The following is a 26,352-nucleotide window of genomic DNA, read 5'->3' on the forward strand; positions in this document are numbered from 1 at the left end:
ATGTCTTACGATGTGCCTTTTTTGCTTTTTTATAAAAACCATGCTATGATTTGCCCAATCATTTTACACTTAGCTTATCATGCTCTATCAATCAGACGACATTCATCTTATTTATGCTGGCGGTACTTTTGGCAGTCATGGCACGCCTTTATCGCCCTTGCCTGCCCATGAGTTTTTACCTGTTTTACAAAATTTATTAAACAGCCGATTAGACAGCAGACAAGTCATTTTGGATAATGACTGCATTAAAGACAGTAGCACCTTAACCCCTGCTGACTTTACCCATTTTTATGAACTCATCCGCACCGCCCATCAGCAAGGTGCCAGACGATTTGTACTGATAACAGGCACGGATACCCTAAGTTTTTTGGCAAGTTTTTTATTTCACGCCTTTGCCGACAGCGACCTATCCTTGGTGATTACAGGGAGCATGAATCCACTACTTGTGGCAGATAATCCTGCTTATCACATAGATGATACCAGCGATGCTTGGCACAATCTATCAGATGCCATCAATGTCAGCCAAACCCATCAAGGTGTGTTTGTGCAGTTTTGCCACCAAACCTTTTGGGCGGACAACACTCAAAAAATAGACAGTCTCAATCCTAATGCCTTTTATGGCACACACGTTAGTCATCCAAGCCTGACATTACCCACAGTCCGCCCCGAGCCTTTTGACATCATCAAACATCACACCAATACCGCCAACATCAAAAGCGTTTTTTTATTGCCTAATGACACAAGCCACATCGCCCAAGAGCTAGCCAATATCGATGACAACACCACCGCTGTCATCCTTATCGCCTATGGGGCAGGCAACCTACCCAAAAGTGATGCTATTATCGCCGAGCTTGACCGACTGCATGAGCAAAACATCCCTGTGATATGCACCACCATGTGTCCTTTTCATGGAGTGAGCACCACTTATGCCGCAGGGTCTTGGCAATATGCTCATCATGTGTGGTCAGGGGGCAAATTGAGCATTCCTGCCATCTATGGGCGACTTTTATGGCTGGCGGTAAATAACGCCTTATGTTCTGATAACTGGTGATTGGTGATGAGCATGATAATCCACGCCATTGGCATTGAGTTCATTGGCACGCATTATAAAGGCTGGCAACGTCAGCAAGAAGTGGACAGCATTCAAGCTCGCCTTGAATACGCCATCTCCAAGGTCGCCAACGAGCCTGTGGAAGTCATTGCCGCAGGTCGCACTGATGCAGGGGTGCATGCAGGTAATATGGTCGCTCATTTTGCCACCACCGCCCATCGCACGCCCCACCAGTGGCTTCGTGGCGTAAACACCCTACTGCCCGACGACATCGCCTTAACGTGGGTCACGCCCATGCCTGATGACTTTCACGCACGCTTTGGTGCCATCGCTCGCCGTTATCGTTACATCACCCTAAACCAACCCTATCGCCCTGCCATCTTACGCCATCAAGTCACTCATTTTTATGAACCCCTTGATGTCAATGTCATGGTACAAGCCAGCCAGCTTCTGCTTGGCACACATGATTTTAGCAGTTTTCGCTCATCCATGTGCCAATCCAACAAACCTGTCCGAGACGTTCATCATATCCATCTATTTAAACATGGGGCGTATCTTGTGTTAGACATTCAGGCGGACGGTTTTTTGCACCACATGGTGCGTAACATCATGGGCACGCTTTTTGCGGTTGGCACAGGCAGGCTCCACATTGATGCTTTGCCTGCACTCATCGACACCAAAGACCGCTCACTACTGCCACCCACGGCAGATGCGGACGGGCTGTATTTTATCAACGCTTATTATCCTGATAAATTTCAACAGCTACTGCCAAAACAGCTTTTGACCCCGTTGTGGCTTGGTTTATTAGAGTAATCCATTGCTATTTTATGCAATTTCTACTATAATACCGCTTTCATTTTTAACTTATTTGACTTATGGCAAAAAAAGACGACATCATCGAGTTTGAAGGCGAAGTCATTGACACGCTACCGAACACCCTATTTAAAGTCCGCCTTGACAACGGACACGAAATCATCGCTCACATCTCAGGCAAGATGCGTAAACACTATATCCGCATTCTGACAGGCGATAAAGTCAAGGTTGAGATGACCCCTTACGATTTATCCAAAGGTCGCATTACTTATCGTGGCAAATAAACCCACCACGCTCGTCTTACATGGTTTACACCAAACCAGTTTGATTGTTTATCCGCTTGCCAGATACATTCGGCGAGCGGGTTTTGTCGTGCATACACCCACCTATCACAGTCTACGTCAAGACGTCTCGGCACACGCCAAACGCCTAAATGACTATCTGCTCACTCATCACAACCCCGACAAGCCCATCAATCTCGTGGCTCACAGTCTGGGCGGATTGGTGATTCGGCAGTTCTTGCATGACTATCCCGCATGGCAGGTTCATCGCTGTGTCTCCCTTGGCACGCCCCATCAAGGCAGTGTCTGTGCCACTTATGTCAAACGCATGCTGTCGCCCCTAGTGGGACAGTCCTATATCGGAGCGTTGGACGGCACTTGTCCGAGTGTACCTAATGACGTGGAATTTGGCGTGATTGCAGGGGATAAGTCCCAAGGCTTGGGTTTGCTGTTTTTAAATTATCACAACCGCCACTACCGCACCCAACATGCCCATGACGGCACGGTATTTGTCCATGAGACAGAACTGCCTTCTGCCACTGACAGTCTGATTTTGCCTGTCACTCACACGGGCATGCTAACCAGCTCTGCTGTTGCCAACCAAGTGGTGCATTTTTTGGAATACGGTAAATTTAGACGGGCTTAGCCTATCTAGGGTGTGCTTTTGGCTTTTTAGCTTACCTTTATCGGTTGCAATTTTAAAAGCTGAGCCACGCCACGCCCCACCGCCTGCCCTGTGGCAAAACATGCCGTCAAAAGATAACCACCCGTCGGAGCATCAAAATCTAACATCTCACCACAGACAAAGACGGCAGGATTGGATTTGAGTTGCAATTCATCCGTTAATGCCGTCCGCTTGACGCCGCCACCTGTACTAATGGCTTCATCCATCGGACGAAAACCATCGAACGCCATCGGCAAGCATTTGACAAAACCTGCCATGCGTTCGTGATTTGCCCAGTCTGCTTTATGGGTGCATTCACGAATTAGGGCGATTTTGATGTCATCCAAGCCGATTTTTCGTAAAATGTTATTCAAAGACTGCTTTTTATTTTTGGTAAATGTCTTGGCGATGTCATCTGGTGATTTGTCAGGCAATAAATCCAAATACACCCTTATCCCATCATGACACGCACGCATGGCTTTGTTGTATTTATAAATCAGCCCGCTCTCCACGCCATAATGAGTGATGATGATGTCGCCTTGGGAGACAGGCTCGCCATCTGTCCACAGACCCACCCTTTTTAACGGCTTACCAAAAAATTTATCCATATAAGGCGACCACGACCGCACCACCCCGACATTACTGGCATACAGTGGGGTCAGTTCATCATCAGACAGCCACGCCTGCCATGTGCCTGTCGCCCCCAATCGCCGATACGAACCACCACCACACGCCAGCACGATGACATCAAATGTCTGCTCAAACTCCGCCCCATCATGAGCAAATCGCACGGCATTACCATCGATACCCAAGCACTCGTAGCGATAAAAAATCTGCACGCCCCTTGCCATCAAGCGACGCAACCACGCCCTTAGAAATGCCGATGCTTTCATCTGCACAGGAAAAATCCGCCCACTTGACCCGACATAGGTCTCAATGCCCAGCCCAGCGAGCCAATCCACGACCCACGCATTATCACAGACTTGCAAAAAAGGTGTCAACCAGTCAGACGGGGTGTAACGCCCCACAAAAGCCGTCATCGGCTCGGCATGACTGACATTTAGCCCTGTCTTGCCTGCCCATAGGATTTTGCGACCTGCACTTGGCATTTGCTCATAGACACAAATGTCCACATCATAAGCGGACAAATGCTCTGCAACCATAAGACCACTCGCCCCTGCCCCAATGATGGCAACCTTAAGCTTCATCGCTTGGCGACCATGATAAATGTAGGGGCAATGTCTCATCAAAACGGGTGCGATAACCGCTCGGCTTGGTAATGATAAGCTCTTGGCAACGCTCGCCCCGTGCCAAATATTTAATCTCAAAATGCGTGCGTGCCGACGTCGGCTCTATCTGCCTTTTGGTATAAGGCAGTTGCCACACATCAGTAAGCAGTCGCTCAGCTTCATCGATATAGTCGCCAATGTTACTTGCCAAAATAATCTGCCCGCCATCTGCCATCTTTGACAATAACAGCTCAAAGAATGGCATGTTCAAAAAACGCTGGTTTTTGTTTTTGGGTTCGGGATTGGGGTATAAAATAAAGCAGGTTTGGAGCTGCTTGGGATACACCGCAAAGGCTGTCCACGCAATGGCGTCAGCGTGAATGGCGGTGAGATTGGGCGGATTTGCCATGCCTGCTTGCTTGTCAAACGCCCCAAACTTTATGGCGGTACGTTCTATGGCATACAGGTGCTTATCAGGATTTTGGCTGGCAAATAGCAAGGCATGTTTACCCTTGCCCGCTCCGATTTCAAGGCAAATGGGTGTGTCAGCAATGGGGTAAAAATCCCTAGGCGGACGTAAACTGGCTAAATGAAATATTCGGGAAAAATGATGAGATAATGGACTAGATGACATAAAAATGATGGATAAAAATGATGGAAAATGACAGTTTTTGTAGCAATACTGTTTTAAAGATAAGATAATGATTTTACAAAAATATATTTTATCTCATTATGCTCTCTTTAAAGTAACCAATAGCGGAAATTCGGCTTCTTCGGCATACTCTTGTACGATGGCGATTTTCATCTCACCAATCTCTTTGGGCAGGGTCGCCACAATCGCCTGCCCCGTCTGATGAATGTCCATCATCAAAGATACGGCTTTATCCATGCCATGAGCAAACACTTCAACAAGCACAAACACCACAAAATCCATCGTGGTAAAGTCATCATTGTGCATGACCACATGAAATAACGGTACTTCTGCCTGTTCTGGTGCTTGTTCTGGCACGTGTTGTGGCTTAGTCACCACATCACTTTGATTGTCAATATCAGATTCATGTTGGCTCATACCACACCTTTGCTTTTACCGTTATTCGCCTGTGCCGATGGGTCGCTCACTCACGCCCCTGTCTTCTTTTTGTGCGATAAATTCGCCCACCTGCCAGTTGTAGAGCTGTTCAACACGCTCGCCACCTGTATTGATTTCAAATTTGATTTGCCTGGGAGCAAAACCGTCAGGCATGACAAACCGCCCACGAATCCGTTCCACGTCTTTAATCTCATAAATGGCAGGTTTTAGGGGGATTTGCACCATGCTGGTGGCATTTAGCAATGTCATCTTGGGGGTCATGCTCATCGGCGAGCCTGTTGATGACACCATCGCCACATCAAAACGATACTCGTAGGTATTATCCGCCAAAGCAACAATCTCACCGCCCAGCACTTCAAGGGGGATGCCACCATCTTTGGCAAGTTTGCTTTTGAACAGCTCATTAACCTGTGTCAGTTGTAGGTTTTTTGTGGTCAGCTCTTCATTTTTTTCACGCAAGCTCTCTAAATTAGAAAGGCTAATATCACGTTCTTTGACCGCCGAGTCAAGCTGTTGTTTTAGCGTGGCTTCATTGACCGTCATGCCTTGGAGCAGAGCATCCCCGCCTTGCTGAGCTTGCAAAGTCGCCCCTTTTCTAAGCCCTTGTTTGTGTCCGATTTTGTAGCCAAAAACCGCCATGACCATCGCCACCAACGCCAAAGCGATGACGAACAACACCAAAATCTGCTGTGCTGAACCACGCTGATGAGAAATGCTCTGCCTAGATGAGCGATAAGGCATATTTTTAAAAAAAGTCATGATGGGACAAAACCACACAAAGTCAAAGATAAGAACTTTAAACGCATAAAGTGCATTATTATAGCAAAAATCAAACAAGAGTTGCCCTAAAATTTTTAAAATTTTATGCTTTAAAAAATAAAAAGTATTTATTAATAAAATAAATTACAAAAATCAATCAACTACCCAAAATGGTGCATTGACGTTTTTGTCGGTTTGCGGTATTGTAAGCGTCGGTAAATTTTGGTTAGTTTTTTAAAATGCCATTATTTATTAACTTTATTTATTATGCAATAAATTATTCTGATAAAGCAATCTTAGGAGATTGTTTATGTTGTGGTTTTTCTTTTGTGTCGCCGTGTTGGTGGCAGGCTATTTTGTATATGGCAAGATGATTGAAAAAATCTTTGTCATCAATCCCAACAAAAACACCCCTGCCTACACCATGACAGACGGCGTGGACTACATCCCCATGTCCAAAAAACGCATTTGGCTCATCCAACTGCTTAACATCGCAGGCACAGGCCCAATTTTTGGTCCAATCTTGGGGGCGTTGTATGGTCCTGTGGCAATGCTATGGATTGTGTTTGGCTGTATCTTTGCAGGGGCGGTACACGACTACATGTGTGGTATGCTCTCGGTGCGAAATGGCGGGGCAAGTATGCCGTATCTGACGGGCAAATATCTGGGGCAACCTGTCAAGCATTTTATTAACTTACTTGCCGTTGTCCTGCTCGTGCTTGTTGGTGTGGTCTTTGTGGCAAGTCCTGCCCAACTTCTTAGCTCCATCACCATGGATACTTTTGGCACCGCTGCCACAGGGGCGATTAATGTCAATAATGCCGAGAGCGTTGCTGTTGCCACCGAAACGGTCAAAAATACCGTGTTTGGCATGGAAAAAAGCACCATCGTGGTGTTGTGGACAGCCCTGATTTTTATTTATTAAACTTCTTTCCAAACCCTGATTTTTGTAGATTTTTAAAAACTTCAACCCCAATACTTACAAGGGTTTATTTTTAGTTTGGAAAGAGATTTATTATATCATCGCCACATTACTACCCATTGACAAAATCATCGGTCGGGTTTATCCATTTTTTGGTGGATTATTGCTATTCATGTCGCTTGGCATGACTTATGGTTTGCTAAAAAGTGAATTTAGTAGTGGTGGCGGTTATTTCTTTAATAGCATGGGCGGTTTGACGGTTGAGAGTTTCTTTATGAACTTACAACCCAAAGGCGACTTGCCCATTTGGCCCTTGCTATTTTTGACCATTACCTGTGGTGCATTGTCAGGCTTTCACGCCACCCAGACCCCGCTCATGGCTCGCTGTGCCGAGAACGAGTCCGAAGGTCGCTTTATCTTTTATGGAGCAATGATTACCGAAGGGATTATTGCTCTCATCTGGTGTGCGGTCGGCATGTCATTCTATCCTGATTTGGTAAGCCTACAAGGTGCCATTGCTGACGGTTCGCCTTCCAAGGTCGTCTATGACAGCTCCATTGCCTATCTTGGCACCATCGGCGGCATCTTTGCAGTGCTTGGCGTGGTCATCCTACCCATCACATCAGGTGATACAGCGTTTCGTGCAGCACGGCTTATCATTGCCGAGTTTCTAACCATGGAACAACGCACGCTCATGAAACGCTTGTGGATTGCCATTCCACTATTTGTCATCGGCTTTATCGTCTCAAAAGTGGACTTTCAAATCCTATGGCGGTATTTTAGCTGGGCAAACCAAACGGTGGCGGTCGTCATGCTGTGGACGGCGGCAGGTTATCTGTACCGTTATCGTAAGTTCCACTGGGTTTGCACATTGCCTGCCATCTTTATGAGTGCGGCGTGTTATACGTTTTTGGCGTACAACAAAATCGGCTTTGGGCTTGATTATACGCTGTCGGTGTGGATTGGCATTGGGCTTACGGCACTGACCACAGGGGCGTTCTTTATGTTTGTCAAACGTGAAAGCGTGGCAGGCGACCCCGATGCGGTGGTGGTAGAAGAAAAAATCACTTCCACAGCGATAAAGATTTGATTTAACACATAAAAACCACGTCCTAGGGCGTGGTTTTTATTTTAACAAAAATTAAATACAATAGATTTCTTGCGATACTAGGCTTTCCGTTCACCCTGAGCCTGTCGAAGGGTAACGAAAACCGTTATGGGCAGGCATAGCTCACCACGAACGGTTTTCTTTAATTCGGGGTTTCGCAAGAAGTCTAATTTGTACTACAAAGGCAGGTACGCCTTAATTTAACACTCTTTGCTCTGTCACCACCTTTAACCGCTCGCCTTCAAATAACTCCATCTCAGGGGCGAGTGTCACCATAAATCTATCAAAATACAACAGCTGTTTGGTTAATAACGCGAAATCCCTAGGAAAATGCACGCCATAACGCTTACCAATCTCCACAAGTTCTAGCATGAGCAGATTAAGGTTATCCGTCTCTTGGGGCGAGCCATGCACCTTGTCCATCATCGCTTTTAGGTCGTCTGCCAATTGCCCTACTTTGATTTTGTCATGGCTGTGGGTCATGCCAATATCAACCATCGCCTGTGCCATGCCATGATAATCGTTAAGCTGTAAAGACTGCACCAGTGAGAAACACGCCTGCAAACTGCTCGGTTTAATCTGCCCCATCAGCCCAAAATCCAAAAAGGCAATCCGTCCATCGGTTAGATACATGAGATTGCCCGCGTGCAAATCGGCATGGAACTCACCCGTCATCATCAGCGACAAAAACCACGTATCTAGCACGTCCGCCATCACTTTTTGGGGCGTGGTGCGGTTGCTTTGAGCGATGTCGCTAAGCAAGCTCTCATCAACAAGCGACTTACCAACCAGTAAATCCATGACCAACACACGCTTGGTTGATAGGTTGTGATGGACTTTGGGGGCGGTGATGTGCTGACTGTCTGTTTTATCTAAAAATTCACGAAACTTATCAATATGGCAAGCTTCCGCCAAAAAATCAGTCTCAGCAGTCATGCGAGTGCGAATCTCATCGATAATGGGGGCGAGATTGGCAGTTTTCATCATTGGCAAGACCCGCTCCATCGCCCAAAACGCCCCATGTAACACCCCTAAGTCGGTCTGCATAATCGCCCCAACATCAGGCTTTTGGATTTTTAAGGCGACCTGCCGTCCATCTTTTAGGGTTGCCTTATGCACCTGTGCGATACTCGCTGACGCCAGTGGCACAGGGTCAATGGACGCAAAAATATCATCAAGCCCACGCCCATCATCGGTCAGCTCCTCGGTCAGCACTGCTTGCATTTTGGCAAATGGCACAGGCGGTGTGGCATCCAAACAGTCAGCAAAAGCAAGCACATACTCACGGGGAAACAGTGATGGGGTGCTGGCGATGAACTGTCCAAGCTTGATATAAGTCACGCCCATCTGCATAAAGGCATCTTTTAATAGATAAGCGTCCATCTGCTCGCCCTTGGCAACACGCAAGGCAGATAGCCCTGCCACGCTGGCACTTTTATGTAGGCGACCTAGGACATTCGCCCCTGTATTTAGGGATTTTTTGGCAAATTGCAATGGTGATGTTTTCATGGTTTTATCGTCTAAGAGTGGTACGGCTAGGCGTGGCACAGTGGGCAGTGTTTATTGGTGGCAAATCGCATTTTTTGTAAAGTCATGGTTCTGCCCTGCCATAATAACAGCTCGTGAGCGATGGGGTTATGCCCCCGTCCGAGATAATCTAGAGCAATCTGTGCCGACATCGAGCCGATGATACTCACGGTACTAGACAAGACCCCTGATGTGGCACAGTTTTGGGTGATACTACTGTTACTGTCTTTGTCCTGCCCAAACAAACACTCATAACAGCCCGTCTGTTTATCAAACAACGCAATCTGCCCCACTTCGCCAATGGCGGAGTTGGATAACAAGGACAAACCGAGCGTTCGGCAGGTTTGGTTAATCAAATAACGACTGGTAAAATTATCCGTGCAATCAATCACCAAATCCGCACCACTATCCCCAATTATCGCTGTAATGTTATCTTCATTTAGCTGCACGTCCTGATGGGTAATGTTAATAAACTCATTATGCATCGCCAATGCACGGCTTGCCACCGCTACCTTGGGCTGACCGATGTCCAACTCTCTAAACAACGTTTGGCGTTGCAAATTACTACGGCTCACCACATCAAAATCAATCAAATGCATACTCCCTACGCCTGCCCGTGCCAAAATCTGCGAGACAGGACAGCCCAGACCGCCCACGCCCACAATCAGCACACGGCTATTTTTTAGGCGTAGCTGTGCATCCATGTCCCAGTCATTTAGCAAAATCTGACGAGCATACCGCATAAGTTCATTGTCACTAAGCTCGTTGGCAGTTATTTTTTTATCATTATCACTCATCACAAACCCCCATCGTGATTCTGTCATTGCCACCATAGTCTTTGACGGTGCGAACGTCTTTAAAACCTGCTTTGGCAAAAAGTTCCTGCACGCTCGCCCCTTGGTCGTAGCCATGTTCTAAGGCTAATACGCCACTAGGCATGAGATACGCCGCACTACCCTTAATGATTTTTTCAATATCGGATAAGCCGTGATTGTCCGCCACCAATGCCGTGATAGGCTCCGCCTCCAACTGTGCCAAATGCTCATCGGTGCGTGCGATATAGGGCGGATTGGAGACGATGACGTCAAAGCTCTGTGCGAGGATATTTTCATACCAATTTGATTGGATGAATTGGCAATTTAACACTTGCAAATCTTGTGCATTTCGCCGAGCAACGTCTAAGGCATGATGGAAATAATCCACCGCCAGCACCGCACTAGACGGCAACGCCTTTGCTATGCTCAGAGCAATGCACCCTGAGCCTGTCCCCAAATCCAATATCCGAGCCTGCCCCAAATCCTTATCGGTCGCCACATCAAGCACCGCCTGCACCAGCATCTCTGTATCGGGGCGTGGGATAAGCGTGTGTTCATTAACCACAAACTCATGCCCAAAAAAGCCTTGCCTGCCGATGACATACGCAAGCGGTACGCCCGAGCATAGCTTTGCCATACCACCTTCAAGCCTATCATATTCATCAGCGGTCAGCAGATAATCATCATGGGTGATTAAAAAGGCTTTGTCTTTGTTTAGCACAAATAACAGCAACGACTCAAACCAATGATAAGGCAGATGTGCGTGCGATAGCTTGCGAAATTGGGCTTTTAAGGCATTGATGGTGTGCATGTCATTCTTTGTCAAGTACAGACTCGTCCAGCGAGATGTGTTTATTTACCAAATGAATCAAATATAAAATCGGCAGTCCAATCACAAATGTAATGGCAAAAAACGTGGGATAATCGGTCGCATCCACAATCGCCCCCGAATAACCGCCCAAGATTTTTGGCGATAGGGTCATGAGTGATGAAAACAGGGCATACTGCACCGCCGTGAAGCGAATGGATGTCAGTGCCGACAAAAAGGCGATGAATACCGCACTTGCCAAGCCTGCCGCTAGGTTATCGGTAATCACCGCAAAATACATGACCAGAATGGTTGGTATATTGGCAAGGATGATAAATAACAGGTTCGTGGCACACGCCAGTATCGCCCCCACCATCATCGCTCGCATGACCCCCATCTGCTGAGCCACCCAGCCCCCAACAAAGCCACCGCCAATACTGGCAATCACGCCCACCACTTTGACCGCATTGGCGATTTGAATTTTAGTAAAGCCCAAATCTTGATAAAATAGGTTGGAGATGTTCCCTGCCACGATGTCCGAGATGCGATACAAGCCAATGAGTGCCAGTAGCAACATCGCCTTTTTGCCATAGCGAGTAAAGAAATCGGTTATCGGAGCAATCCATGTTGCTTGTGCCATCTCTTGGCTGACCATATTTGATGACACCAAAGCATATCCAGTCCCACCCATGGCGATTGCACTGCTGATAAACTGCACACAGCCAAGCAAAAAAGCAACAATCACACTTTTAGACTCTGGCAATATTCCACCCATCAGCCGATAAGTCATGACAAAGGCAAGAACCGAGATAACAAACACCACGCACAGTCTTATATGATCTTCGGTTTTGGCAGTCATAGACCTAACTTGCCTGATGGGTTCACAGATAAGCAAGGTAGTTGCCACACCGATAAGCATGACAGTTGCCATGATAAGATAAGTTTTCTGCCATGCCACATACTGATACATGCCCTCTTGGGAGCCAAACAATTCTGCCAAATACAACGCCCCTGCCCCAGAGACAATCATACCAATGCGATAGCCTGCCACATAACTTGCCGACAGTGCCGTTTGCATCTCACTGGGGGCAGACTCGATACGATAGGCATCTATCACGATGTCTTGGGTCGCCGCCGAAAAGCCGAGCAACACCGCCCCCACCGCCATCACGGACGGGGCAACCTGAGCGGGGTCAGTCATCGCCATCATAATAATGGCAGTAATGATAAACACCTGACATAGTAGTAGCCACGAACGGCGATGACCGAGCATTTTACCAAGCACAGGCAAGGGCAAAGCATCCACCAATGGCGACCAAATAAACTTAAACGAATAACCCAACGCCGCCCAGCTAAACATCGTCACCGTACTGCGGTCAATGCCTGCCTCTCTTAGCCACAAGCCCAAACTAGAAAAAATCAGCAAAATAGGCACGCCTGCGGCAAAACCCAAAAATAGCATGGATAAAGCTTGACGATTAAAATAAGCCGTCTTAAATGCCGAAAAATCAAATTGTTGTATCATTGTATTATATGAGTGCAAAAATCATTTGCCATTTTAGACTATTTTTGGTTATTTTACAAAAAGTTATTGTGATATTTTTAAAATCAGACATGTCCATGCTCACATGTCCACCCCACACATCAAGTCAAATACACCCACCGATAGAAACTATGCCATCTAAATTGCAATATCCACATAAGATACGTTTGGTGAACAAATCAACCATTTAACCTTTTAAAGTTACCGCCAGTCTTAACATATTGCCATTTTATTATAATTATGACAAAATAAAAATCCCTTTTAGCACATCAATCCATCATGAAACTTTTTAGCGTTGCCATTAGACAAGAAGATGATACTTTTTATGCTCAAGTACCTGATTTACCAGAAATTCACGTAATTGGCGACAGCATCGCCGATACGATTGATAAAGTACGTTCTACCTTGATTGGGCATTTACAAAAACTGGCAGATGATGGCAGTGATCTGCCCCAACCTGAGAACATCACCAATCATCTAACCAACCCCAAATTTGCAGGGCAAACATGGGCAATGATTAGCTTAAATTCCATGCTCTTTAACAGCAAGCAAAAATCCTTTAACCTGCACTTGCCCCGTGCCTTACTTACCCAAATCCAAACACAAATCGGCTATGACGAACACGACATTGAAGCCTTTATTTTAAAAGCCATAGAGCATGAACTTGCCAATGCTTAGCGGATAATCTCCATCTTTGTACCGCACAAATGCCGATATTCCCAATCGGCATTTGTTTTTTCTTTTTGGGTATTTTCTTTTTTGGTGGTGGCTTTTATAATGACAGCACTTTATAAATCAGATTAAGGGGCGTATCATGGCGATAGATGTGGTCATCAACCAAAAGCATTTACAAATTCAGCTCAAACAGCTAGAAACCGTCTGGCATACGGTCGTCAATGGCTATAACCTATCCCAAGCCGCCGAACTGCTCCACACCAGTCAGTCCAGCCTATCCAAACAAATCGCTGCCCTAGAAAATCAGCTCAAAGCGGACGTGTTTACCCGTCAAGGCAAACGCCTAACAGGACTTACCCCCATCGGCAAATCGCTACTGCCCCACATCGAAGCGATTTTTGCCGAGATACGCACCATCGAAAATCTAAGCCTTGATTTTAATAACGCCCAAGAAGGCACGCTGACCGTTGCCACCACCCACACCCAAGCCCGCTATGTTTTGCCCAGCATTGTCAAGGTTTTTTTACAAAAATTTCCTAAGGTTAATCTGGTGCTACAACAAGCCGACCCCGAGACCATCGCCCAAATGGTCATTCGTGGTCAAGCCGACATTGGTATTGCCACCGAGAGCCTACTCAATAATGCGGTATTGCGTTGTCATCGCTATTATGATTGGTCGCACGTGGTCATCGCCCCCAAAGACCATGAGCTGGCAGAGCTGGCAGACGTGATGGATGGCGTGGATTTGCCTGAGCTGGCAAGTTTTCCGATTGTTACTTATCATGGCGGTTTTACAGGGCGTGGCACCATTGATAGAACCTTTGAACAGGCGGGGCTAACCCCCAACATCGTGCTTGCCGCCCTAGACTCGGACGTGATTAGCACCTATGTGTCGGCAGGTCTGGGCGTGGGTATCATTGCTGAAATGGCGTACGAGCCTGCCAACTACCCTGACCTTATTGCCATTCCTATCAGTCATTTTGGGCGGTTTACCAGTTGGATTGCGGTGCGTGATGACAGCGACATTCGCAAGTTTGGCGGTGAGTTTATTAAACTGTGTCAAGGTCAATTTGATAAACGCTAAAACTTAAAGAACCAATAAAAAACGCACCGAATAGGGGTGCGTTTTTTCATTTTAAACATTCTAAACAACGTTAAAACTGTTAAAATTGTTAAAATTATTTTTTGCCTTTTTTGGCAGCTTTTTCGGCAGGGTTTACCGCATCTTTTAGACCTTTACCTGCTTTAAAGCCGGGTACTTTGCTGGCAGCGATTTGTAGTGGTGCACCAGTCTTAGGGTTGCGACCGGTACGGGCAGCACGCTCTTTGACGCTAAATGTGCCAAAACCGACCAATACCACGTCATCACCACGCTCTAAGGCACCTTGTACGCTAGAAGTGAAAGCGTTAATGGCTTTGGTGGCTTGTTCTTTGGTAAGACCTGCTTCGCTGGCAACAGCATCTACTAATTCTGATTTATTCATGATTTGTCCTCATGGTGTTGATGATAAGAATGTGAAATGAATTTACATTTTGCCCCATCTTACAATACCGATGAAGCTGGCAAAAGCAAATTCTAAGCCCACAACACACGCTTGGGCTTATTTTGAGTGCATTGTATAAGGGTATTGCCCATTTTACAAGGGGTATGGCAAAATATTTTTATCTTTTTTACAAAAATACCCCATCAAAGGCGGGATATTTACGATAAAAGCCTACTTTTATCCTTTATTTGCCAAAAAATCACGCATTAGTTACATTAAGGTGGTTTACTTTTTTTGGATATCATCTTATCATTAGCATTATTTTGTGAATTGATAATATCTGTATGACCGACCAGCCGACCCATAGCCCCAAGCCTAGCGACCCACAGCCAACCTATCGCACCGATGACAGCGATAATGGCGGTGTCTCTCGTGGACTGTTAAATGTTCTATTGGTGTTTTTAGAATCAGCCATTACTCTAATTCTTCGCTTTGACCCCAAACTGCGGCAGCTTGCCTACCCGCTTGCCGAACGTGGTACGGTGGTCTGCATTCGCACCTACCTGCCCCATGTGCAGTTTTATGCCACGTTTGGCTATCGTGGCGTACTGCTCGATGACCGCCTACCCAATGACAAGACCACGCCTGACATGACGGTCAATGCGTATAGTTTTCAGCTGATTAATGCCATCACCACGCACAAGAGTAGCAATGTTGAATCCTTACAAATTCGTGGCAGTCATGAAGATGTGCATGATTTTAAGGCATTTTTGGTGCAGTTGGGCGTGGGCGGTGTCATTCAAAACTTACTGGGCAAAGTCAAAGGCAAACCTGCTCCCACCCCCGAACAAAAAGCCGAAAAACAAGAAAATTACAAAGCCAAAATCGCCGAGCAGTCTGCTCGCATTGATGAGCTAACCTTACATAACCACAAGCTAAATACCGCTCTCATCGAACTACAAGGCAAACAAAAAAGCACCTTTATCGCTCTTGTTGTGGTGGGGGTCATCGCACTGATTGCCATCATCATGAACTTTGTTTGATTGTTTTTTACCCATAAAAAGGCGAGCTTTCCCGCCTTTTTGTTCATTTTATGGGTTATTTATTTTATTGGCTTGATTTTTGCCCTAACGCCAAACATTCAATTCCTACCCCCCTAGTCGGATTGCAAACCACGTCTGTCATGCTATGATAGCCATGCTATGACAACTATCAATTTTTGGCTTGATTTGGACTATATTTAACAGTTCATTCAAAAGATAAATTTATGATGAATTTTATCAATGGCAAAAATCAATTACTTTGATAAAAAATAATCTTGACTGGATTACTAGGAATTATTATAATAGTCACATATTATTTACCCACGCCTAGCTTAGTTGCCATCAACGTTAGGCTAGGCAATTTGGAAACCATATTATGCGATTGACAACACGTGGACGCTATGCGGTGACCGCCCTACTTGATTTGGCGGTACAAGAAAGTCGCCATCAAGGGGCGGTGTCCTTGTCTGACATTGCAAAGCGTCAATCTATCTCTATCTCTTATCTTGAACAACTTTTCTCAAAGCTACGCAAAAAAGGCTTGGTCAGCAGTACTCGTGGGGCGTCTGGCGGTTATCATCTTGCCAAACCCTTAGACGAGATTGACATCATGAGCATCATCACCGCCGTTGATGAATCCATTAATGCCATGCAGTGTGGTGGTAAGGGCGACTGCCGAGATGGCGAGATGTGCCTTACACACGACTTATGGCACGATTTATCCAATCATATTGAAGCGTATTTAAGCAATGTTAGCCTAGCCCAGCTCCTAGAATCCAAGCACACAGGAGACATTGCTGACCGCCAACAAAAAATCGCCGACGAAAAAGGCGACGAATCCAATTCAATCCATACAATTAACAATTCAATCCATACAATTAACTTAGGGGTCAATCCAGCATGAGCCAATCATCACTTATTTATTTAGATTATGCCGCCACCACGCCAGTCGCCCAAGAGGTTGCTGACAAAATGGTCAAATACATGACTTTTGATGGGGTATTTGGCAATCCTGCCAGTCGTAGCCATGGTTTTGGTTGGCAAGCCGAGGAAGCGGTGGAAAATGCCCGCATGCAGATTGCTGAGACAGTCGGTGCTGACCCTCGTGAGATTGTCTTTACCAGTGGTGCAACCGAGTCGGACAACCTTGCCCTAAAAGGTGTGGCTCATTTTTATCATCAAAAAGGCAAACACATCATCACATCTAAAATTGAGCATAAAGCCATCCTAGATACTTGCCGTCAATTAGAAGAAGAGGGCTTTGAGGTTACTTATCTTATCCCCCAAGAAGCCACAGGCATCATTACACCCAAGCAGGTAGAAGAGGTCATTCGCCCCGATACAATTTTAGTCAGTCTCATGGCGGTAAATAATGAACTGGGCACGGTAACAGATATTGCCAGCATTGGTGAGATTACCCGTGCCAAGGGCGTGCTATTCCATGTGGACGCTGCCCAAGCCGTTGGCAAAATTAAGATTAACCTAGAAGAGCTAAAAGTGGATTTGATGAGTTTTTCAGGACACAAAATCTACGGTCCAAAAGGCATCGGTGCGTTGTATGTTCGCCGTAAGCCTCGTGTGCGTATCAAAGCCGAACAGCATGGCGGTGGGCATGAACGTGGTATGCGTTCTGGTACGCTTGCTACGCACCAAATTGTCGGCATGGGTGAAGCGTTTGCCTTATCAACCATCCGTTTTGATGAAGACCACGCCCACATCACTCGCCTACGTGATAAACTGTGGAATGGTTTGCAGGGCATTGAAGAGATTTATCTTAACGGCAGTTTTGAACAAGGCGTCCCAAACATCCTAAACGTCAGCTTTAACTTCATAGAAGGCGAAAGTCTGATGATGAGCCTAAAAGATTTGGCGGTATCATCTGGTTCAGCGTGTACCTCAGCTACCTTAGAGCCATCTTATGTCCTGCGTGCCATTGGGCGTCCCGATGAACTGGCTCACTCGTCCATTCGTTTTAGTATCGGTCGCTATACCACCGATGAGGACATTGACCATGTTCTTGCCCAAATCACCGATGCGGTAAATAAACTGCGTGAGTTGTCGCCTCTTTGGGACATGTTTAAAGAAGGCGTGGATTTTAGCAAGGTTGAATGGCAGGAGCATTGATATATGAACAAGAAATATTTTTTAAGAAAAACTATCTCGGAGTTATATAATACCCAAAAAGACACTTGTATTAATGCAAAACTATTGTCGGAATTAGAGCAACAAGATATTGAAGAGTTAGATGCTTTTCATGCCCAAGATGTAGTTATGCTTGAATTGCCAGATGAATATTTCTGTGGCATAAGAGCTGACCATTTTGTCATTGAATTTGGTTGGAGCGAACTATTTTATCATGATGAAGGTGAAAATCCAGTTGCTCAAATTTTAATTACAGCAAACCATAAAGGCAAGCGAGCATTAACACTTCTCCATTGCCCAAAAGGCTTTTGATTTTTGATTTAAAATTTTAAGTAATTTACCCCATTCTCAACTTTATACAATGATTGATTTACCAAGGGCGAGTTGCAATTGGTCCCTACAATTCAAAAATCATTATTGAATAATCAATAAGTTGCTAGTTTAAGTTGAGAACGAAGTATAATTTGATTATTCCAAGCCTAACATGCAAGGCAATAATCCCCAAAAACAGAGAGAAAAACCATGGCATACTCAGACAAGGTCATTGACCATTACGAAAACCCCCGCAACGTGGGCAACCTAGACAAAAACGCCAAAAATGTTGGCACAGGCATGGTCGGAGCCCCCGCCTGTGGCGATGTCATGCGTTTACAAATTCAGGTAAGCGATGACGGCATTATTGAAGATGCCAAATTCAAAACCTATGGCTGTGGCTCAGCGATTGCATCAAGCTCACTTGTTACCGAATGGCTAAAAGGCAAAACCATTGATGAAGCTCGCACCATTAAAAACCTAGACATCGCCCAAGAGCTTGCCCTACCTCCTGTTAAAGTGCATTGCTCTGTGTTGGCAGAAGATGCGATTAAGGCGGCGATTGAAGATTATCAAGCAAAATCAGTCATTGCCTAATTTTTAGTAAATTTATCACATAGGAAAGACTTATGATTACTCTAACAAACAAAGCGGTAACACATGTCAAAGACTTTTTGGCAAATCGGGGCAGCGGCGTTGGCATTCGTGTGGGTGTACGAACGGCAGGGTGTTCAGGTCTTGCCTATGTGCTTGAATTTGTAGACGAGCCAAACGATACCGATGAGCGTTTTGATAATGATGGCGTGGGTGTGTTTGTAGACCCAAAAAGCCTTGTTTATTTGGACGGTCTGCAAATGGACTACGTAACCGAAGGGCTAAATTCTGGCTTTAAATTCACCAACCCCAACCAAACAGGCGAATGCGGTTGTGGCGAATCCTTTACGGTGTAACTCATGGCTTTAATAACCAATAATTTTTTTGAATTGTTTGGCTTGCCTGTGGCGTTTGGCATTGACAAATCCGCCCTAAAAGCGACCTTTTTGAACCTGCAAAAACAGCACCACCCCGACAATGCCGACAATATCGCCCAAGCCGAGCAAAACACCGCCTTGATTAACCACGCTTTTGACACCCTAAACCGTGATGACAGCCGTGCAATCTATTTGCTTGAATTATCAGGCGTGGCATTTGATTCAGACAAAACCATTGCCGATGAGCCGTTTTTGATGCAGATGATGAGCCATCGCATGGATTTGGAGGATGCCATGATGGATGGTGATAAGAGTGCAATCAGTCAAATTACAAATGGCGTCCATGCGTTAATGACTCAAACAGCAGATGAATTTAGCAGAGCATACCAAACAAAAGATTGGCAAAATGCTCAAATCATCGCCCAAAAATTGCGTTTTTTGGGTAAATTGCATGATGACATGACAACCGCCTTATCCAAATCATCAAGCCCAAATGATGGGCAAGATGATGATTTATATGTGTGATTTTTAATTGTTTGCCCCATTCTCAACTTTATATAAATGATTGATTTATCAAGGGCGAATTGCAATTCGCCCCTACAACTTGGAAATAGTTATTGAATAATCAATAAGTTATAATTTTAAGTTGAGAGCGAAGTATTATTTTTAAAAATTTAAAAGATTTAAACAACCCATAAAACGCCAAAAATTTTAACACCCAATTTATCCCAAATGAGTAAAACCATGTTAAAATTTTAGCCAACTTGTAAAACCATAAAATACCATAATACCATGTCTCTACTTCAAATCAGCGAACCCAACCAATCCGCCAAACCCCACCAGCACCGCTACGCCTTAGGCATAGACTTGGGGACGACTCATTCGCTTGTGGGCGTGGTACGCTCAGGACGGGCGGACGTGTTGCCCTTTGGCGATAGTCCCCTATTGCCGAGTGTGGTATATTATGGCGACAAGGCAGACACCCCCATTGTCGGCAAGCACGCCTTGACTTACAACGACCCCAAAAATACCATTATCTCCGCCAAACGCTTTATGGGGCGGTCTTTGGCAGACATTAAATTTAGCCACCCTTATGAATTGGTTGGGGGCGACAACGCCATGCCAGCGTTCGTTACCGCACAAGGTGACAAATCGCCCGTTGAAACGTCCGCCCATATCCTAGCCAAGCTCCACAACCACGCCAAGGCAAGCCTACCGCCTGATAGCATACAAGGGGCGGTGATTACCGTGCCTGCCTATTTTGACGAAGCCCAACGCCAAGCCACCAAAGACGCAGGGGCAAGCATCGGGCTTAACGTATTACGCCTATTAAATGAGCCGACCGCCGCCGCCATTGCCTATGGGCTTGACAAATCCGCCAAGACAGGCACTTATCTGATTTACGACCTAGGCGGGGGGACGTTTGATGTGTCGGTGTTGTCCCTAAAAGACGGGGTGTTTGAAGTCTTAGCCACGGGCGGAAATTCGGCTTTGGGCGGAGATGACATTGACCGTTTGATTGCCAATTTCTTTATCAAATCGGCAGGACATGACCCCAAAAACGTGGACAACGCCCAAAAAAGCACCCTTGCCAACCTTGCCAAAAGCTACAAGCAAAAACTCTCCGAGCGTCAAGCGGTGTCGGTAGACGTTGAGATTGACGGTGTGCCATTTAGCACGCTACTAAACCGAGACACGCTCGCCCAAATCTGTGAGCCTGTGATTCGTAGAACGTTGCAACTATGCGAACAAGTGCTAACTGATGCACGCCTTGACAAAACCGCCATTGATGAAGTGGTGCTGGTCGGCGGCTCTACTCGTATGCCAATTGTGCAAAATGCGGTACAGGCGTTTTTTGATAAAAAACCCTTATGCTCTATCAATCCTGACGAAGTCGTGGCACTTGGGGCGACACGGCTTGCTCATCAGCTCATCAACAAACAAGACGATAACCTACTCCTACTGGACGTAACGCCCCTATCGCTTGGGCTTGAAACCATGGGCGGACTGACCGAAGTCATCATTCCACGCAACACCCCCATTCCTGTGGCACGCAGACAGACCTTTACCACGCACACGGACGCTCAGACGGGTATGGTAATTCATGTGGTGCAAGGCGAGCGTGAGACCGTGGCGGATTGTCGCACTTTGGCGAATTTTACGCTAACAGGCATTCCACCCATGAAAGCAGGGCTTGCCCGTGTGGAAGTTACCTTTGCCATTGACGCTAACGGACAGCTGACCGTATCGGCAATGGAGACGACCACCAAAGTCGCCAGTAAAATTGATGTCGTGCCAAGCTATGGGCTGACCGAAGAGCAACAAGAAGAACTTTTAAAAGCAGGTTTCATCCACGCCAAAGCTGACAAAGAAAAGCGTATGCTCATCGAGACCAAAGTAGAAGCCGAGCGTGAGATTTTGGCATTGCAATCGGCATTGGCAGAATTTGGCGACTTACTTGATGACAACGACAAAGCCAAATTAAGCGAAAAAATGACCGCCGTCAAATCCGCCATTGACACCGCCCAAACTGCCGATGATAAGACAATGCTGGATAAGGCGGTGAGCGAATTAAAACCTTTGTCGGATAATTTTGCGTCCGTCATCATGAACCAAAATGTCAAACAGGCATTGGCAGGGACAAAGGCAAGCGATTGGAAATGATTGCATTTCTATCAAGCAGGGGCAATTGCAATTACTCAACCCAGTCCCTAATTGTTAAAAAATTAACCCTTAAAAATCCGTAGGTTGGACAGTTGTCCAAAACCCATTAAAAATAAAAGTGAGTATCATGGTAACAATCACCGTACTTCCCCACCACGAAATCTGCCCAGACGGGGCGACTGTTGAGCTAAACTCAGGCGAAAACCTGCTTGAAGGCTTGCATGAACACGGCATTAACATTGAACACGCTTGCGACTGCTCCAAGGCGTGTACCACTTGCCATGTGGTTGTCCGTGAAGGTTTTGACAGCCTAGAAGAAATGGACGACATAGAAGCTGACCTGCTTGACCGTGCGTGGGGCTTAGAGCCAAACTCTCGCCTATCGTGCCAATGCGTGGTTGCTGACGAAAACTTAACTGTCTATATCCCCAAACACACGCTAAACCACGCCAAAGAAGGTCATCATTGATTAAATTTACAAATAACAACCGCTTTTATACAGATAAAGGCGGTTTTTTTATGTGCTTTTATGTATAATTCCAAACATAATTTACTTATCCATATCTATCATTTTGACATATCCCACCAAAAATCACGCATTTATCATAAAAAATTTCCAAAAAATCCAAGAGTTGGTATAATAAACCTTTTTATGCAGTAGGCATTATTATGGCGACTTTATATTATATCAGCACCAAAAATCTACTCAAACTTGACAACGGCAAAGAGTCCACCATTTCTTGCCAAGCCATCAATCAATACACCAAAAATATCAAACAAATCAAAGACAGAAGAGCATGGAAAACCGAAGGTGCTGGGGCAATGTTTATGGGTACAGCACAAGCAGAACAGGATGATTTTGACGCAATTTACCCCACCGCCATTGCTTTTATGGACGACAACACCTATGTCTATAGTGCCAGATTGCAAGAAGGTACAGCGATTCAGTCCAAACCAATCGGTAGCGACACGGCAAGCGAGGAGCTGATTTTACGCAAGAGCGATTTTCAGGTATTTGATTTGTGCTATGATTCAACGAATAAGCGAATTATCGCCTCGGCAAGCGACACCTCTTACGCCAGTCCTTATGGTGAGCGACATTTGTGCGTATTATCGCTTGACAGTGCTCGCACGCAGTTTGTTACCGAAGGCGAATGCCAAGACAAAAACCCAAGCGTAGACCCCAATAACAGCACTGTGATTTATTATGATTCTTGTGGACTTGCGTACACCCAAGATAACGTTGTGTTTAGTCCCCGTCAAGTCAATCGCTTAGACCTCGCCACGGGTGAACTTGAGACGGTACTGGCAGACGATAAATTTGACTATTTTGCACCCATTATGGACACCCAAGGCAACCTTTATGCCATCAGACGACCCTACCGTGAGCATGATAGCACCGACCCTGTGGGTACTGCCAAAGACCTGCTCACAGCACCTTTTAAAATCCTAAAAGCCATCGTGGGCTGGCTGGACTTTTTTACCAAACGCTATTCAGGCGAATCTTTAAAAACGTCAGGTGCTAACCCCGCTCGCACCAAACCCAAGAGCGAAGAAGAGCTGTTTATTGAGGGAAATCTTGTCAAAGCGGATAAAAATTTGCTAAAAAATCAAGCGGACGGCGAGAAGTTTGCAGGCTTTATTTCCAAAAGTTGGGAGCTGATAAATTGCCTGCCCACAGGTGAGATACAAATCATCAAAAAAGGCGTTATGGCGTATTGTCTTGCAGATGATGATGTTGTCATCTCCAACGGCAAATCAATCGTCAAAATCACTAACGGTCAAGAAGAGCTGATTGCTCATGCTCCCAAAGTTGCCAAACTGATGTGGGTGTAAATTTGCAAAACAAAGGAAAACTTATGGCGATTCAATCCCCTAATTTTAAAGACAAACCCCTAACTTTCATCTTTACAAATTTCCAATGGCTTTTGACGTTGGTTATCCTATCGGGCGTGTTTGGCTCGGTGGTGGGTGTTGGGGCGTGGGTTGGGGTTTGGGCGGTGGTTTTATTAACTCCCATCCTTTTGCTTTTTTACAAACCTTATCAATGAAAAAAGACTTGGAAATACCAAGTCTTTTTAAGCAATTTAACCTATTTTGTGGCAGGTAATCGCTCTGGTGCCACATCAAACCATTTTTCATGAATTTTGGCATAAGTGCCATCGGCGACAATGTTGGCAAGTCCTGCATTGATTTTTTCCATCAACTCGTTTTCAGACTTTGGTGTGATGATAACCATGTCGTAATGCTCAAAAGCCTCACCCTCACCGACGATTTTAAAGTCAACCTCAGGGAACTGCTTGGCATAGTAACGTAGCACACCTTCATCTGCCAATACCGCCTCAGCATTGCCTGTCGCCAATTCTTTAAAAGCTAAGGAATGCGGATGGCTTTCCAATAATACTAGGATTACCTTGACCAATCTCTTCTTCCAATTGCGGAATGTAGGGGCTATCAGCCAATGTTGCAACTTTCTTGCCATTTAAATCTTTTAAGTTTTTGATACTGTTGTTTTCTGCGGAAACAGCAAGTGCATCTCGTCCCCATGCGTAGGTATTAGAAAGTAAGTATTTTGCTTCTCGCTCATCGTTTCTTGAAAAACCTGACATGACAATATGGCTTTGGGCATTATCCAAGCCTTTGACAAGCACTTCCCAATCCTGAGAAATGACATCCACGCCAAAGCCTTGATTTTCAGCGATGGCTTTGATGATGTCCACGTCAAAACCTTGGGCGTTACCATTTTCATCCTTAAAATCATAAGGAGGATAGTTAGCATCGATACCGACCACATAACTTTGAGCGTTGGGTGCAGTGGCACTCGCACTGGCTTGCTCACCCGTGGTCGGGGCTGTTGCGGTAGGTGCTGGCTCGCTCTTAGGCTCACTGGCGGTTTCGGGGGCTTTATCGCTACATGCCATTAATGCCGACAACATCAATGGTAAAATGGCATACTTTGCCTTGGTGCTAAATTTTTTCATCAAGGTGTCCTATAATTAAACAAATGAATTATCCAATCATTTATTGGGTTTTATGATAATACCATGTTCACATGTTTCAAGATAGCCTTGTGGCGACTTTTATTAAATCTCTTTCCAAACTAAAAATAAACCCTTATAAGTATTGGGGTTGAAGTTTTTAAAAATCCATAAAAATCAGGGTTTGGAAAGAAGTCTATTACATTTTATTACAAATAATTTGTTTTAAAAATAATGATTATTGATAAATTTTTATTTGATTTGTTTTTGGTATCCAGAAAATTAACAATAACTGCGTGATTTGATACAAAATACCATGATTTTCACGTTTTTTTTTGATATAATTTGACAAATTTAATCATTTTGGAGCTATCATGGCACTTGTATCCTTACGCCAACTTCTTGACCACGCAGGCGAACACGCTTACGGTTTGCCCGCCTTTAACGTAAACAACCTAGAACAAATGCGTGCCATCATGATGGCAGCAGACGAGACCGACTCGCCTGTCATCGTACAAGCATCGGCAGGAGCCAGAAAATACGCAGGAGCTCCCTTTTTACGTCATTTGATTTTGTCCGCCATTGAAGAGTGGCCACACATTCCTGTCGTCATGCACCAAGATCATGGCACAAGCCCTGCTGTCTGCCAACGCTCCATTCAGCTTGGATTTAGCTCTGTCATGATGGACGGCTCATTGAAAGAAGACGGCAAAACTCCTGCCGATTATGATTATAACGTGGGCGTAACCCGTGAAGTCGTCAAAATGGCTCATGCGTGTGGCGTGTCAGTCGAAGGCGAAATCGGCTGTTTGGGTAGCTTAGAGACTGGTATGGCAGGCGAAGAAGACGGCGTGGGTGCAGAAGGCGTGCTTGACCATAGCCAACTTTTGACATCAGTTGAAGAAGCTCGTCAATTTGTCGCCGATACCAACGTGGACGCTCTTGCCATTGCGGTGGGGACTTCACACGGTGCGTACAAATTCACCCGTCCGCCTACTGGCGATATTTTGGCGATTGACCGCATCAAAGAGATTCACGAAGCCCTGCCAAACACTCACCTTGTCATGCACGGCTCATCAAGCGTTCCCCAAGAGTGGCTAAAAATCATCAACGAAAATGGCGGTAACATTGGCGAGACTTATGGTGTGCCAGTGGAACAGCTTGTAGAAGCGATTAAGCACGGTGTTCGTAAAATCAACATTGACACCGATTTGCGTTTGGCAAGCACAGGAGCGATTCGTAAATTTATGAATGACAATCCTGCTGAATTTGACCCACGCAAATACTTACAAGCAAGCATGAATGCCATGAAAGACATCTGTGTGGCTCGCTATGAAGCCTTTGGTTCGGCAGGTCATGCCAGCAAAATTCGTCCAATCTCATTAGAGAAAATGGTGGAATATTATAAATAATCGATATAAATCGTACATAAGGACGAAGAGATTCGTCCTTATTTGTATTTTAAAGGAAAAA

31 protein-coding genes are annotated in these 26,352 nt (G+C 45.5%); 20 read left to right on the plus strand and 11 right to left on the minus strand.

The genetic code is table 11. The annotated features are described in order from the left end of the window. Nucleotides 1-79 precede the first annotated feature (79 nt). The 4 genes from IM753_RS00205 (at nucleotide 80) to IM753_RS00220 (ending at nucleotide 2,791) form a co-directional block, all read left to right on the plus strand. Nucleotides 80-1,051, plus strand: coding sequence for an asparaginase domain-containing protein (locus tag IM753_RS00205; RefSeq protein ID WP_194108367.1), 972 nt, complete (start codon nucleotides 80-82; stop codon nucleotides 1,049-1,051). A gap of 6 nt (nucleotides 1,052-1,057) precedes the next feature. Continuing rightward, on the plus strand, nucleotides 1,058-1,864 hold the full coding sequence (gene truA, locus IM753_RS00210) for a tRNA pseudouridine(38-40) synthase TruA (RefSeq protein ID WP_065255585.1): 807 nt from the start codon (nucleotides 1,058-1,060) through the stop codon (nucleotides 1,862-1,864). 62 nt (nucleotides 1,865-1,926) lie between these two features. Then, nucleotides 1,927-2,148 carry a translation initiation factor IF-1 gene (gene infA, locus IM753_RS00215; RefSeq protein WP_029102801.1) on the plus strand — a complete coding sequence of 74 codons (222 nt, stop codon included), beginning with the start codon at nucleotides 1,927-1,929 and terminating at the stop codon, nucleotides 2,146-2,148. Next, complete coding sequence (locus IM753_RS00220; RefSeq protein WP_065255586.1) at nucleotides 2,138-2,791, plus strand: triacylglycerol lipase; 654 nt, start codon at nucleotides 2,138-2,140, stop codon at nucleotides 2,789-2,791. The genes infA and IM753_RS00220 overlap by 11 nt, the downstream gene beginning before the upstream one ends. 26 nt (nucleotides 2,792-2,817) lie before the next feature. Here IM753_RS00220 and IM753_RS00225 read toward each other — a convergent pair whose 3' ends face one another. The 4 genes from IM753_RS00225 to IM753_RS00240 form a co-directional block, all read right to left on the minus strand. Further along, complete coding sequence (locus IM753_RS00225) at nucleotides 2,818-4,017, minus strand: TIGR03862 family flavoprotein (RefSeq protein ID WP_065255587.1); 1,200 nt, start codon at nucleotides 4,015-4,017, stop codon at nucleotides 2,818-2,820. Beyond that, nucleotides 4,007-4,672 carry an SAM-dependent methyltransferase gene (locus IM753_RS00230; RefSeq protein WP_065255588.1) on the minus strand — a complete coding sequence of 222 codons (666 nt, stop codon included), beginning with the start codon at nucleotides 4,670-4,672 and terminating at the stop codon, nucleotides 4,007-4,009. The genes IM753_RS00225 and IM753_RS00230 overlap by 11 nt, the downstream gene beginning before the upstream one ends. Before the next feature lie 96 nt (nucleotides 4,673-4,768). Next, entirely contained in the window at nucleotides 4,769-5,107 is a 339-nt protein-coding gene (locus IM753_RS00235; protein ID WP_065255589.1) for an ATP-dependent Clp protease adaptor ClpS, read from the minus strand. Between the two features lie 21 nt (nucleotides 5,108-5,128). Next, nucleotides 5,129-5,887 (minus strand): hypothetical protein, encoded by a 759-nt coding sequence (locus IM753_RS00240; RefSeq protein ID WP_156065049.1) that lies wholly within the window; start codon nucleotides 5,885-5,887, stop codon nucleotides 5,129-5,131. A gap of 310 nt (nucleotides 5,888-6,197) precedes the next feature. Between IM753_RS00240 and IM753_RS13135 the strand changes: the two genes are divergently transcribed. Both IM753_RS13135 and IM753_RS13145 read left to right on the plus strand, forming a co-directional pair. After that, on the plus strand, nucleotides 6,198-6,812 hold the full coding sequence (locus IM753_RS13135; protein WP_255518609.1) for a carbon starvation CstA family protein: 615 nt from the start codon (nucleotides 6,198-6,200) through the stop codon (nucleotides 6,810-6,812). A gap of 181 nt (nucleotides 6,813-6,993) precedes the next feature. After that, complete coding sequence (locus IM753_RS13145) at nucleotides 6,994-7,899, plus strand: carbon starvation CstA 5TM domain-containing protein (protein ID WP_345894482.1); 906 nt, start codon at nucleotides 6,994-6,996, stop codon at nucleotides 7,897-7,899. 213 nt (nucleotides 7,900-8,112) lie between these two features. Here IM753_RS13145 and IM753_RS00250 read toward each other — a convergent pair whose 3' ends face one another. The 4 genes from IM753_RS00250 to IM753_RS00265 are packed head-to-tail and all read right to left on the minus strand — an operon-like array spanning nucleotide 8,113 to nucleotide 12,592. Next, the gene (locus tag IM753_RS00250; protein ID WP_062499090.1) at nucleotides 8,113-9,426 is read right to left on the minus strand and encodes an AarF/ABC1/UbiB kinase family protein; all 1,314 of its coding nucleotides are present in this window, start codon (nucleotides 9,424-9,426) and stop codon (nucleotides 8,113-8,115) included. Nucleotides 9,427-9,452: 26 nt separating this feature from the next. Then, nucleotides 9,453-10,268: a ThiF family adenylyltransferase gene (locus IM753_RS00255; protein ID WP_370582790.1), complete on the minus strand. Its 816-nt coding sequence runs from the start codon at nucleotides 10,266-10,268 to the stop codon at nucleotides 9,453-9,455. Continuing rightward, complete coding sequence (gene prmC, locus IM753_RS00260) at nucleotides 10,234-11,070, minus strand: peptide chain release factor N(5)-glutamine methyltransferase (protein WP_194108369.1); 837 nt, start codon at nucleotides 11,068-11,070, stop codon at nucleotides 10,234-10,236. Before prmC ends, IM753_RS00255 begins: the two co-directional genes overlap by 35 nt. A 1-nt stretch (nucleotide 11,071) precedes the next feature. Continuing rightward, the gene (locus IM753_RS00265; RefSeq protein ID WP_194108370.1) at nucleotides 11,072-12,592 is read right to left on the minus strand and encodes an MFS transporter; all 1,521 of its coding nucleotides are present in this window, start codon (nucleotides 12,590-12,592) and stop codon (nucleotides 11,072-11,074) included. A gap of 297 nt (nucleotides 12,593-12,889) precedes the next feature. Between IM753_RS00265 and IM753_RS00270 the strand changes: the two genes are divergently transcribed. Both IM753_RS00270 and IM753_RS00275 read left to right on the plus strand, forming a co-directional pair. Next, complete coding sequence (locus IM753_RS00270) at nucleotides 12,890-13,288, plus strand: type II toxin-antitoxin system HicB family antitoxin (RefSeq protein WP_062499086.1); 399 nt, start codon at nucleotides 12,890-12,892, stop codon at nucleotides 13,286-13,288. Nucleotides 13,289-13,424: 136 nt separating this feature from the next. Then, nucleotides 13,425-14,369 carry a LysR substrate-binding domain-containing protein gene (locus IM753_RS00275; RefSeq protein WP_194108371.1) on the plus strand — a complete coding sequence of 315 codons (945 nt, stop codon included), beginning with the start codon at nucleotides 13,425-13,427 and terminating at the stop codon, nucleotides 14,367-14,369. Nucleotides 14,370-14,463: 94 nt separating this feature from the next. Here IM753_RS00275 and IM753_RS00280 read toward each other — a convergent pair whose 3' ends face one another. After that, a complete protein-coding gene (locus IM753_RS00280; RefSeq protein ID WP_065255596.1) occupies nucleotides 14,464-14,769 on the minus strand; it encodes an HU family DNA-binding protein in 306 nt (101 codons plus the stop codon). A 344-nt stretch (nucleotides 14,770-15,113) separates the two neighbouring features. Here IM753_RS00280 and IM753_RS00285 point away from each other — a divergent pair, with 344 nt between their 5' ends. From IM753_RS00285 to IM753_RS00335, 11 genes are all read left to right on the plus strand, one after another. Then, nucleotides 15,114-15,812, plus strand: coding sequence for a hypothetical protein (locus IM753_RS00285; RefSeq protein ID WP_227713029.1), 699 nt, complete (start codon nucleotides 15,114-15,116; stop codon nucleotides 15,810-15,812). A gap of 376 nt (nucleotides 15,813-16,188) precedes the next feature. Then, entirely contained in the window at nucleotides 16,189-16,716 is a 528-nt protein-coding gene (locus tag IM753_RS00290; protein WP_194108372.1) for an Rrf2 family transcriptional regulator, read from the plus strand. Next, nucleotides 16,713-17,936: an IscS subfamily cysteine desulfurase gene (locus IM753_RS00295; protein WP_194108373.1), complete on the plus strand. Its 1,224-nt coding sequence runs from the start codon at nucleotides 16,713-16,715 to the stop codon at nucleotides 17,934-17,936. Before IM753_RS00290 ends, IM753_RS00295 begins: the two co-directional genes overlap by 4 nt. Before the next feature lie 3 nt (nucleotides 17,937-17,939). Beyond that, nucleotides 17,940-18,266: a hypothetical protein gene (locus IM753_RS00300; protein WP_194108374.1), complete on the plus strand. Its 327-nt coding sequence runs from the start codon at nucleotides 17,940-17,942 to the stop codon at nucleotides 18,264-18,266. Between the two features lie 210 nt (nucleotides 18,267-18,476). After that, complete coding sequence (gene iscU, locus IM753_RS00305; RefSeq protein ID WP_194108375.1) at nucleotides 18,477-18,863, plus strand: Fe-S cluster assembly scaffold IscU; 387 nt, start codon at nucleotides 18,477-18,479, stop codon at nucleotides 18,861-18,863. Between the two features lie 32 nt (nucleotides 18,864-18,895). After that, entirely contained in the window at nucleotides 18,896-19,216 is a 321-nt protein-coding gene (iscA, locus tag IM753_RS00310) for an iron-sulfur cluster assembly protein IscA (RefSeq protein WP_065255601.1), read from the plus strand. 3 nt (nucleotides 19,217-19,219) lie between these two features. Further along, nucleotides 19,220-19,762 (plus strand): Fe-S protein assembly co-chaperone HscB, encoded by a 543-nt coding sequence (hscB, locus tag IM753_RS00315; protein WP_194108376.1) that lies wholly within the window; start codon nucleotides 19,220-19,222, stop codon nucleotides 19,760-19,762. Between the two features lie 267 nt (nucleotides 19,763-20,029). Continuing rightward, the gene (hscA, locus tag IM753_RS00320; RefSeq protein WP_065255603.1) at nucleotides 20,030-21,901 is read left to right on the plus strand and encodes a Fe-S protein assembly chaperone HscA; all 1,872 of its coding nucleotides are present in this window, start codon (nucleotides 20,030-20,032) and stop codon (nucleotides 21,899-21,901) included. 127 nt (nucleotides 21,902-22,028) lie between these two features. Continuing rightward, entirely contained in the window at nucleotides 22,029-22,370 is a 342-nt protein-coding gene (gene fdx, locus IM753_RS00325; RefSeq protein WP_062499074.1) for an ISC system 2Fe-2S type ferredoxin, read from the plus strand. 200 nt (nucleotides 22,371-22,570) lie between these two features. Beyond that, complete coding sequence (locus IM753_RS00330) at nucleotides 22,571-23,737, plus strand: hypothetical protein (protein WP_065255604.1); 1,167 nt, start codon at nucleotides 22,571-22,573, stop codon at nucleotides 23,735-23,737. Nucleotides 23,738-23,760: 23 nt separating this feature from the next. After that, nucleotides 23,761-23,952 carry a hypothetical protein gene (locus tag IM753_RS00335; protein ID WP_062501566.1) on the plus strand — a complete coding sequence of 64 codons (192 nt, stop codon included), beginning with the start codon at nucleotides 23,761-23,763 and terminating at the stop codon, nucleotides 23,950-23,952. A 41-nt stretch (nucleotides 23,953-23,993) separates the two neighbouring features. Here IM753_RS00335 and IM753_RS13150 read toward each other — a convergent pair whose 3' ends face one another. After that, a complete protein-coding gene (locus IM753_RS13150) occupies nucleotides 23,994-24,299 on the minus strand; it encodes a transporter substrate-binding domain-containing protein (protein ID WP_194092844.1) in 306 nt (101 codons plus the stop codon). After that, on the minus strand, nucleotides 24,268-24,882 hold the full coding sequence (locus IM753_RS13155; protein WP_194108377.1) for an ABC transporter substrate-binding protein: 615 nt from the start codon (nucleotides 24,880-24,882) through the stop codon (nucleotides 24,268-24,270). The genes IM753_RS13150 and IM753_RS13155 overlap by 32 nt, the downstream gene beginning before the upstream one ends. A gap of 371 nt (nucleotides 24,883-25,253) precedes the next feature. Between IM753_RS13155 and fba the strand changes: the two genes are divergently transcribed. Continuing rightward, nucleotides 25,254-26,291: a class II fructose-bisphosphate aldolase gene (gene fba, locus IM753_RS00350; RefSeq protein ID WP_062500626.1), complete on the plus strand. Its 1,038-nt coding sequence runs from the start codon at nucleotides 25,254-25,256 to the stop codon at nucleotides 26,289-26,291. Nucleotides 26,292-26,352: the final 61 nt, after the last annotated feature.

Origin of the sequence: Moraxella sp. K127, from assembly GCF_015223095.1 — a bacterium.
Lineage (GTDB): Bacteria > Pseudomonadota > Gammaproteobacteria > Pseudomonadales > Moraxellaceae > Moraxella.

Bases quoted from the DNA above. Each gene is read 5' to 3' on its own strand.
- IM753_RS00205 (WP_194108367.1), top strand. From the start codon at position 80: ATGCTCTATCAATCAGACGACATTCATCTTATTTATGCTGGCGGTACT.
- truA (WP_065255585.1), top strand. From the start codon at position 1,058: ATGAGCATGATAATCCACGCCATTGGCATTGAGTTCATTGGCACGCAT.
- infA (WP_029102801.1), top strand. From the start codon at position 1,927: ATGGCAAAAAAAGACGACATCATCGAGTTTGAAGGCGAAGTCATTGAC.
- IM753_RS00225 (WP_065255587.1), bottom strand. From the start codon at position 4,017: ATGAAGCTTAAGGTTGCCATCATTGGGGCAGGGGCGAGTGGTCTTATG.
- IM753_RS00230 (WP_065255588.1), bottom strand. From the start codon at position 4,672: ATGTCATCTAGTCCATTATCTCATCATTTTTCCCGAATATTTCATTTA.
- IM753_RS00235 (WP_065255589.1), bottom strand. From the start codon at position 5,107: ATGAGCCAACATGAATCTGATATTGACAATCAAAGTGATGTGGTGACT.
- IM753_RS00240 (WP_156065049.1), bottom strand. From the start codon at position 5,887: ATGACTTTTTTTAAAAATATGCCTTATCGCTCATCTAGGCAGAGCATT.
- IM753_RS13135 (WP_255518609.1), top strand. From the start codon at position 6,198: ATGTTGTGGTTTTTCTTTTGTGTCGCCGTGTTGGTGGCAGGCTATTTT.
- IM753_RS13145 (WP_345894482.1), top strand. From the start codon at position 6,994: ATGACTTATGGTTTGCTAAAAAGTGAATTTAGTAGTGGTGGCGGTTAT.
- IM753_RS00250 (WP_062499090.1), bottom strand. From the start codon at position 9,426: ATGAAAACATCACCATTGCAATTTGCCAAAAAATCCCTAAATACAGGG.
- IM753_RS00255 (WP_370582790.1), bottom strand. From the start codon at position 10,268: ATGACAGAATCACGATGGGGGTTTGTGATGAGTGATAATGATAAAAAA.
- prmC (WP_194108369.1), bottom strand. From the start codon at position 11,070: ATGCACACCATCAATGCCTTAAAAGCCCAATTTCGCAAGCTATCGCAC.
- IM753_RS00265 (WP_194108370.1), bottom strand. From the start codon at position 12,592: ATGATACAACAATTTGATTTTTCGGCATTTAAGACGGCTTATTTTAAT.
- IM753_RS00270 (WP_062499086.1), top strand. From the start codon at position 12,890: ATGAAACTTTTTAGCGTTGCCATTAGACAAGAAGATGATACTTTTTAT.
- IM753_RS00275 (WP_194108371.1), top strand. From the start codon at position 13,425: ATGGCGATAGATGTGGTCATCAACCAAAAGCATTTACAAATTCAGCTC.
- IM753_RS00280 (WP_065255596.1), bottom strand. From the start codon at position 14,769: ATGAATAAATCAGAATTAGTAGATGCTGTTGCCAGCGAAGCAGGTCTT.
- IM753_RS00285 (WP_227713029.1), top strand. From the start codon at position 15,114: ATGACCGACCAGCCGACCCATAGCCCCAAGCCTAGCGACCCACAGCCA.
- IM753_RS00290 (WP_194108372.1), top strand. From the start codon at position 16,189: ATGCGATTGACAACACGTGGACGCTATGCGGTGACCGCCCTACTTGAT.
- IM753_RS00295 (WP_194108373.1), top strand. From the start codon at position 16,713: ATGAGCCAATCATCACTTATTTATTTAGATTATGCCGCCACCACGCCA.
- IM753_RS00300 (WP_194108374.1), top strand. From the start codon at position 17,940: ATGAACAAGAAATATTTTTTAAGAAAAACTATCTCGGAGTTATATAAT.
- iscU (WP_194108375.1), top strand. From the start codon at position 18,477: ATGGCATACTCAGACAAGGTCATTGACCATTACGAAAACCCCCGCAAC.
- iscA (WP_065255601.1), top strand. From the start codon at position 18,896: ATGATTACTCTAACAAACAAAGCGGTAACACATGTCAAAGACTTTTTG.
- hscB (WP_194108376.1), top strand. From the start codon at position 19,220: ATGGCTTTAATAACCAATAATTTTTTTGAATTGTTTGGCTTGCCTGTG.
- hscA (WP_065255603.1), top strand. From the start codon at position 20,030: ATGTCTCTACTTCAAATCAGCGAACCCAACCAATCCGCCAAACCCCAC.
- fdx (WP_062499074.1), top strand. From the start codon at position 22,029: ATGGTAACAATCACCGTACTTCCCCACCACGAAATCTGCCCAGACGGG.
- IM753_RS00330 (WP_065255604.1), top strand. From the start codon at position 22,571: ATGGCGACTTTATATTATATCAGCACCAAAAATCTACTCAAACTTGAC.
- IM753_RS00335 (WP_062501566.1), top strand. From the start codon at position 23,761: ATGGCGATTCAATCCCCTAATTTTAAAGACAAACCCCTAACTTTCATC.
- IM753_RS13155 (WP_194108377.1), bottom strand. From the start codon at position 24,882: ATGAAAAAATTTAGCACCAAGGCAAAGTATGCCATTTTACCATTGATG.
- fba (WP_062500626.1), top strand. From the start codon at position 25,254: ATGGCACTTGTATCCTTACGCCAACTTCTTGACCACGCAGGCGAACAC.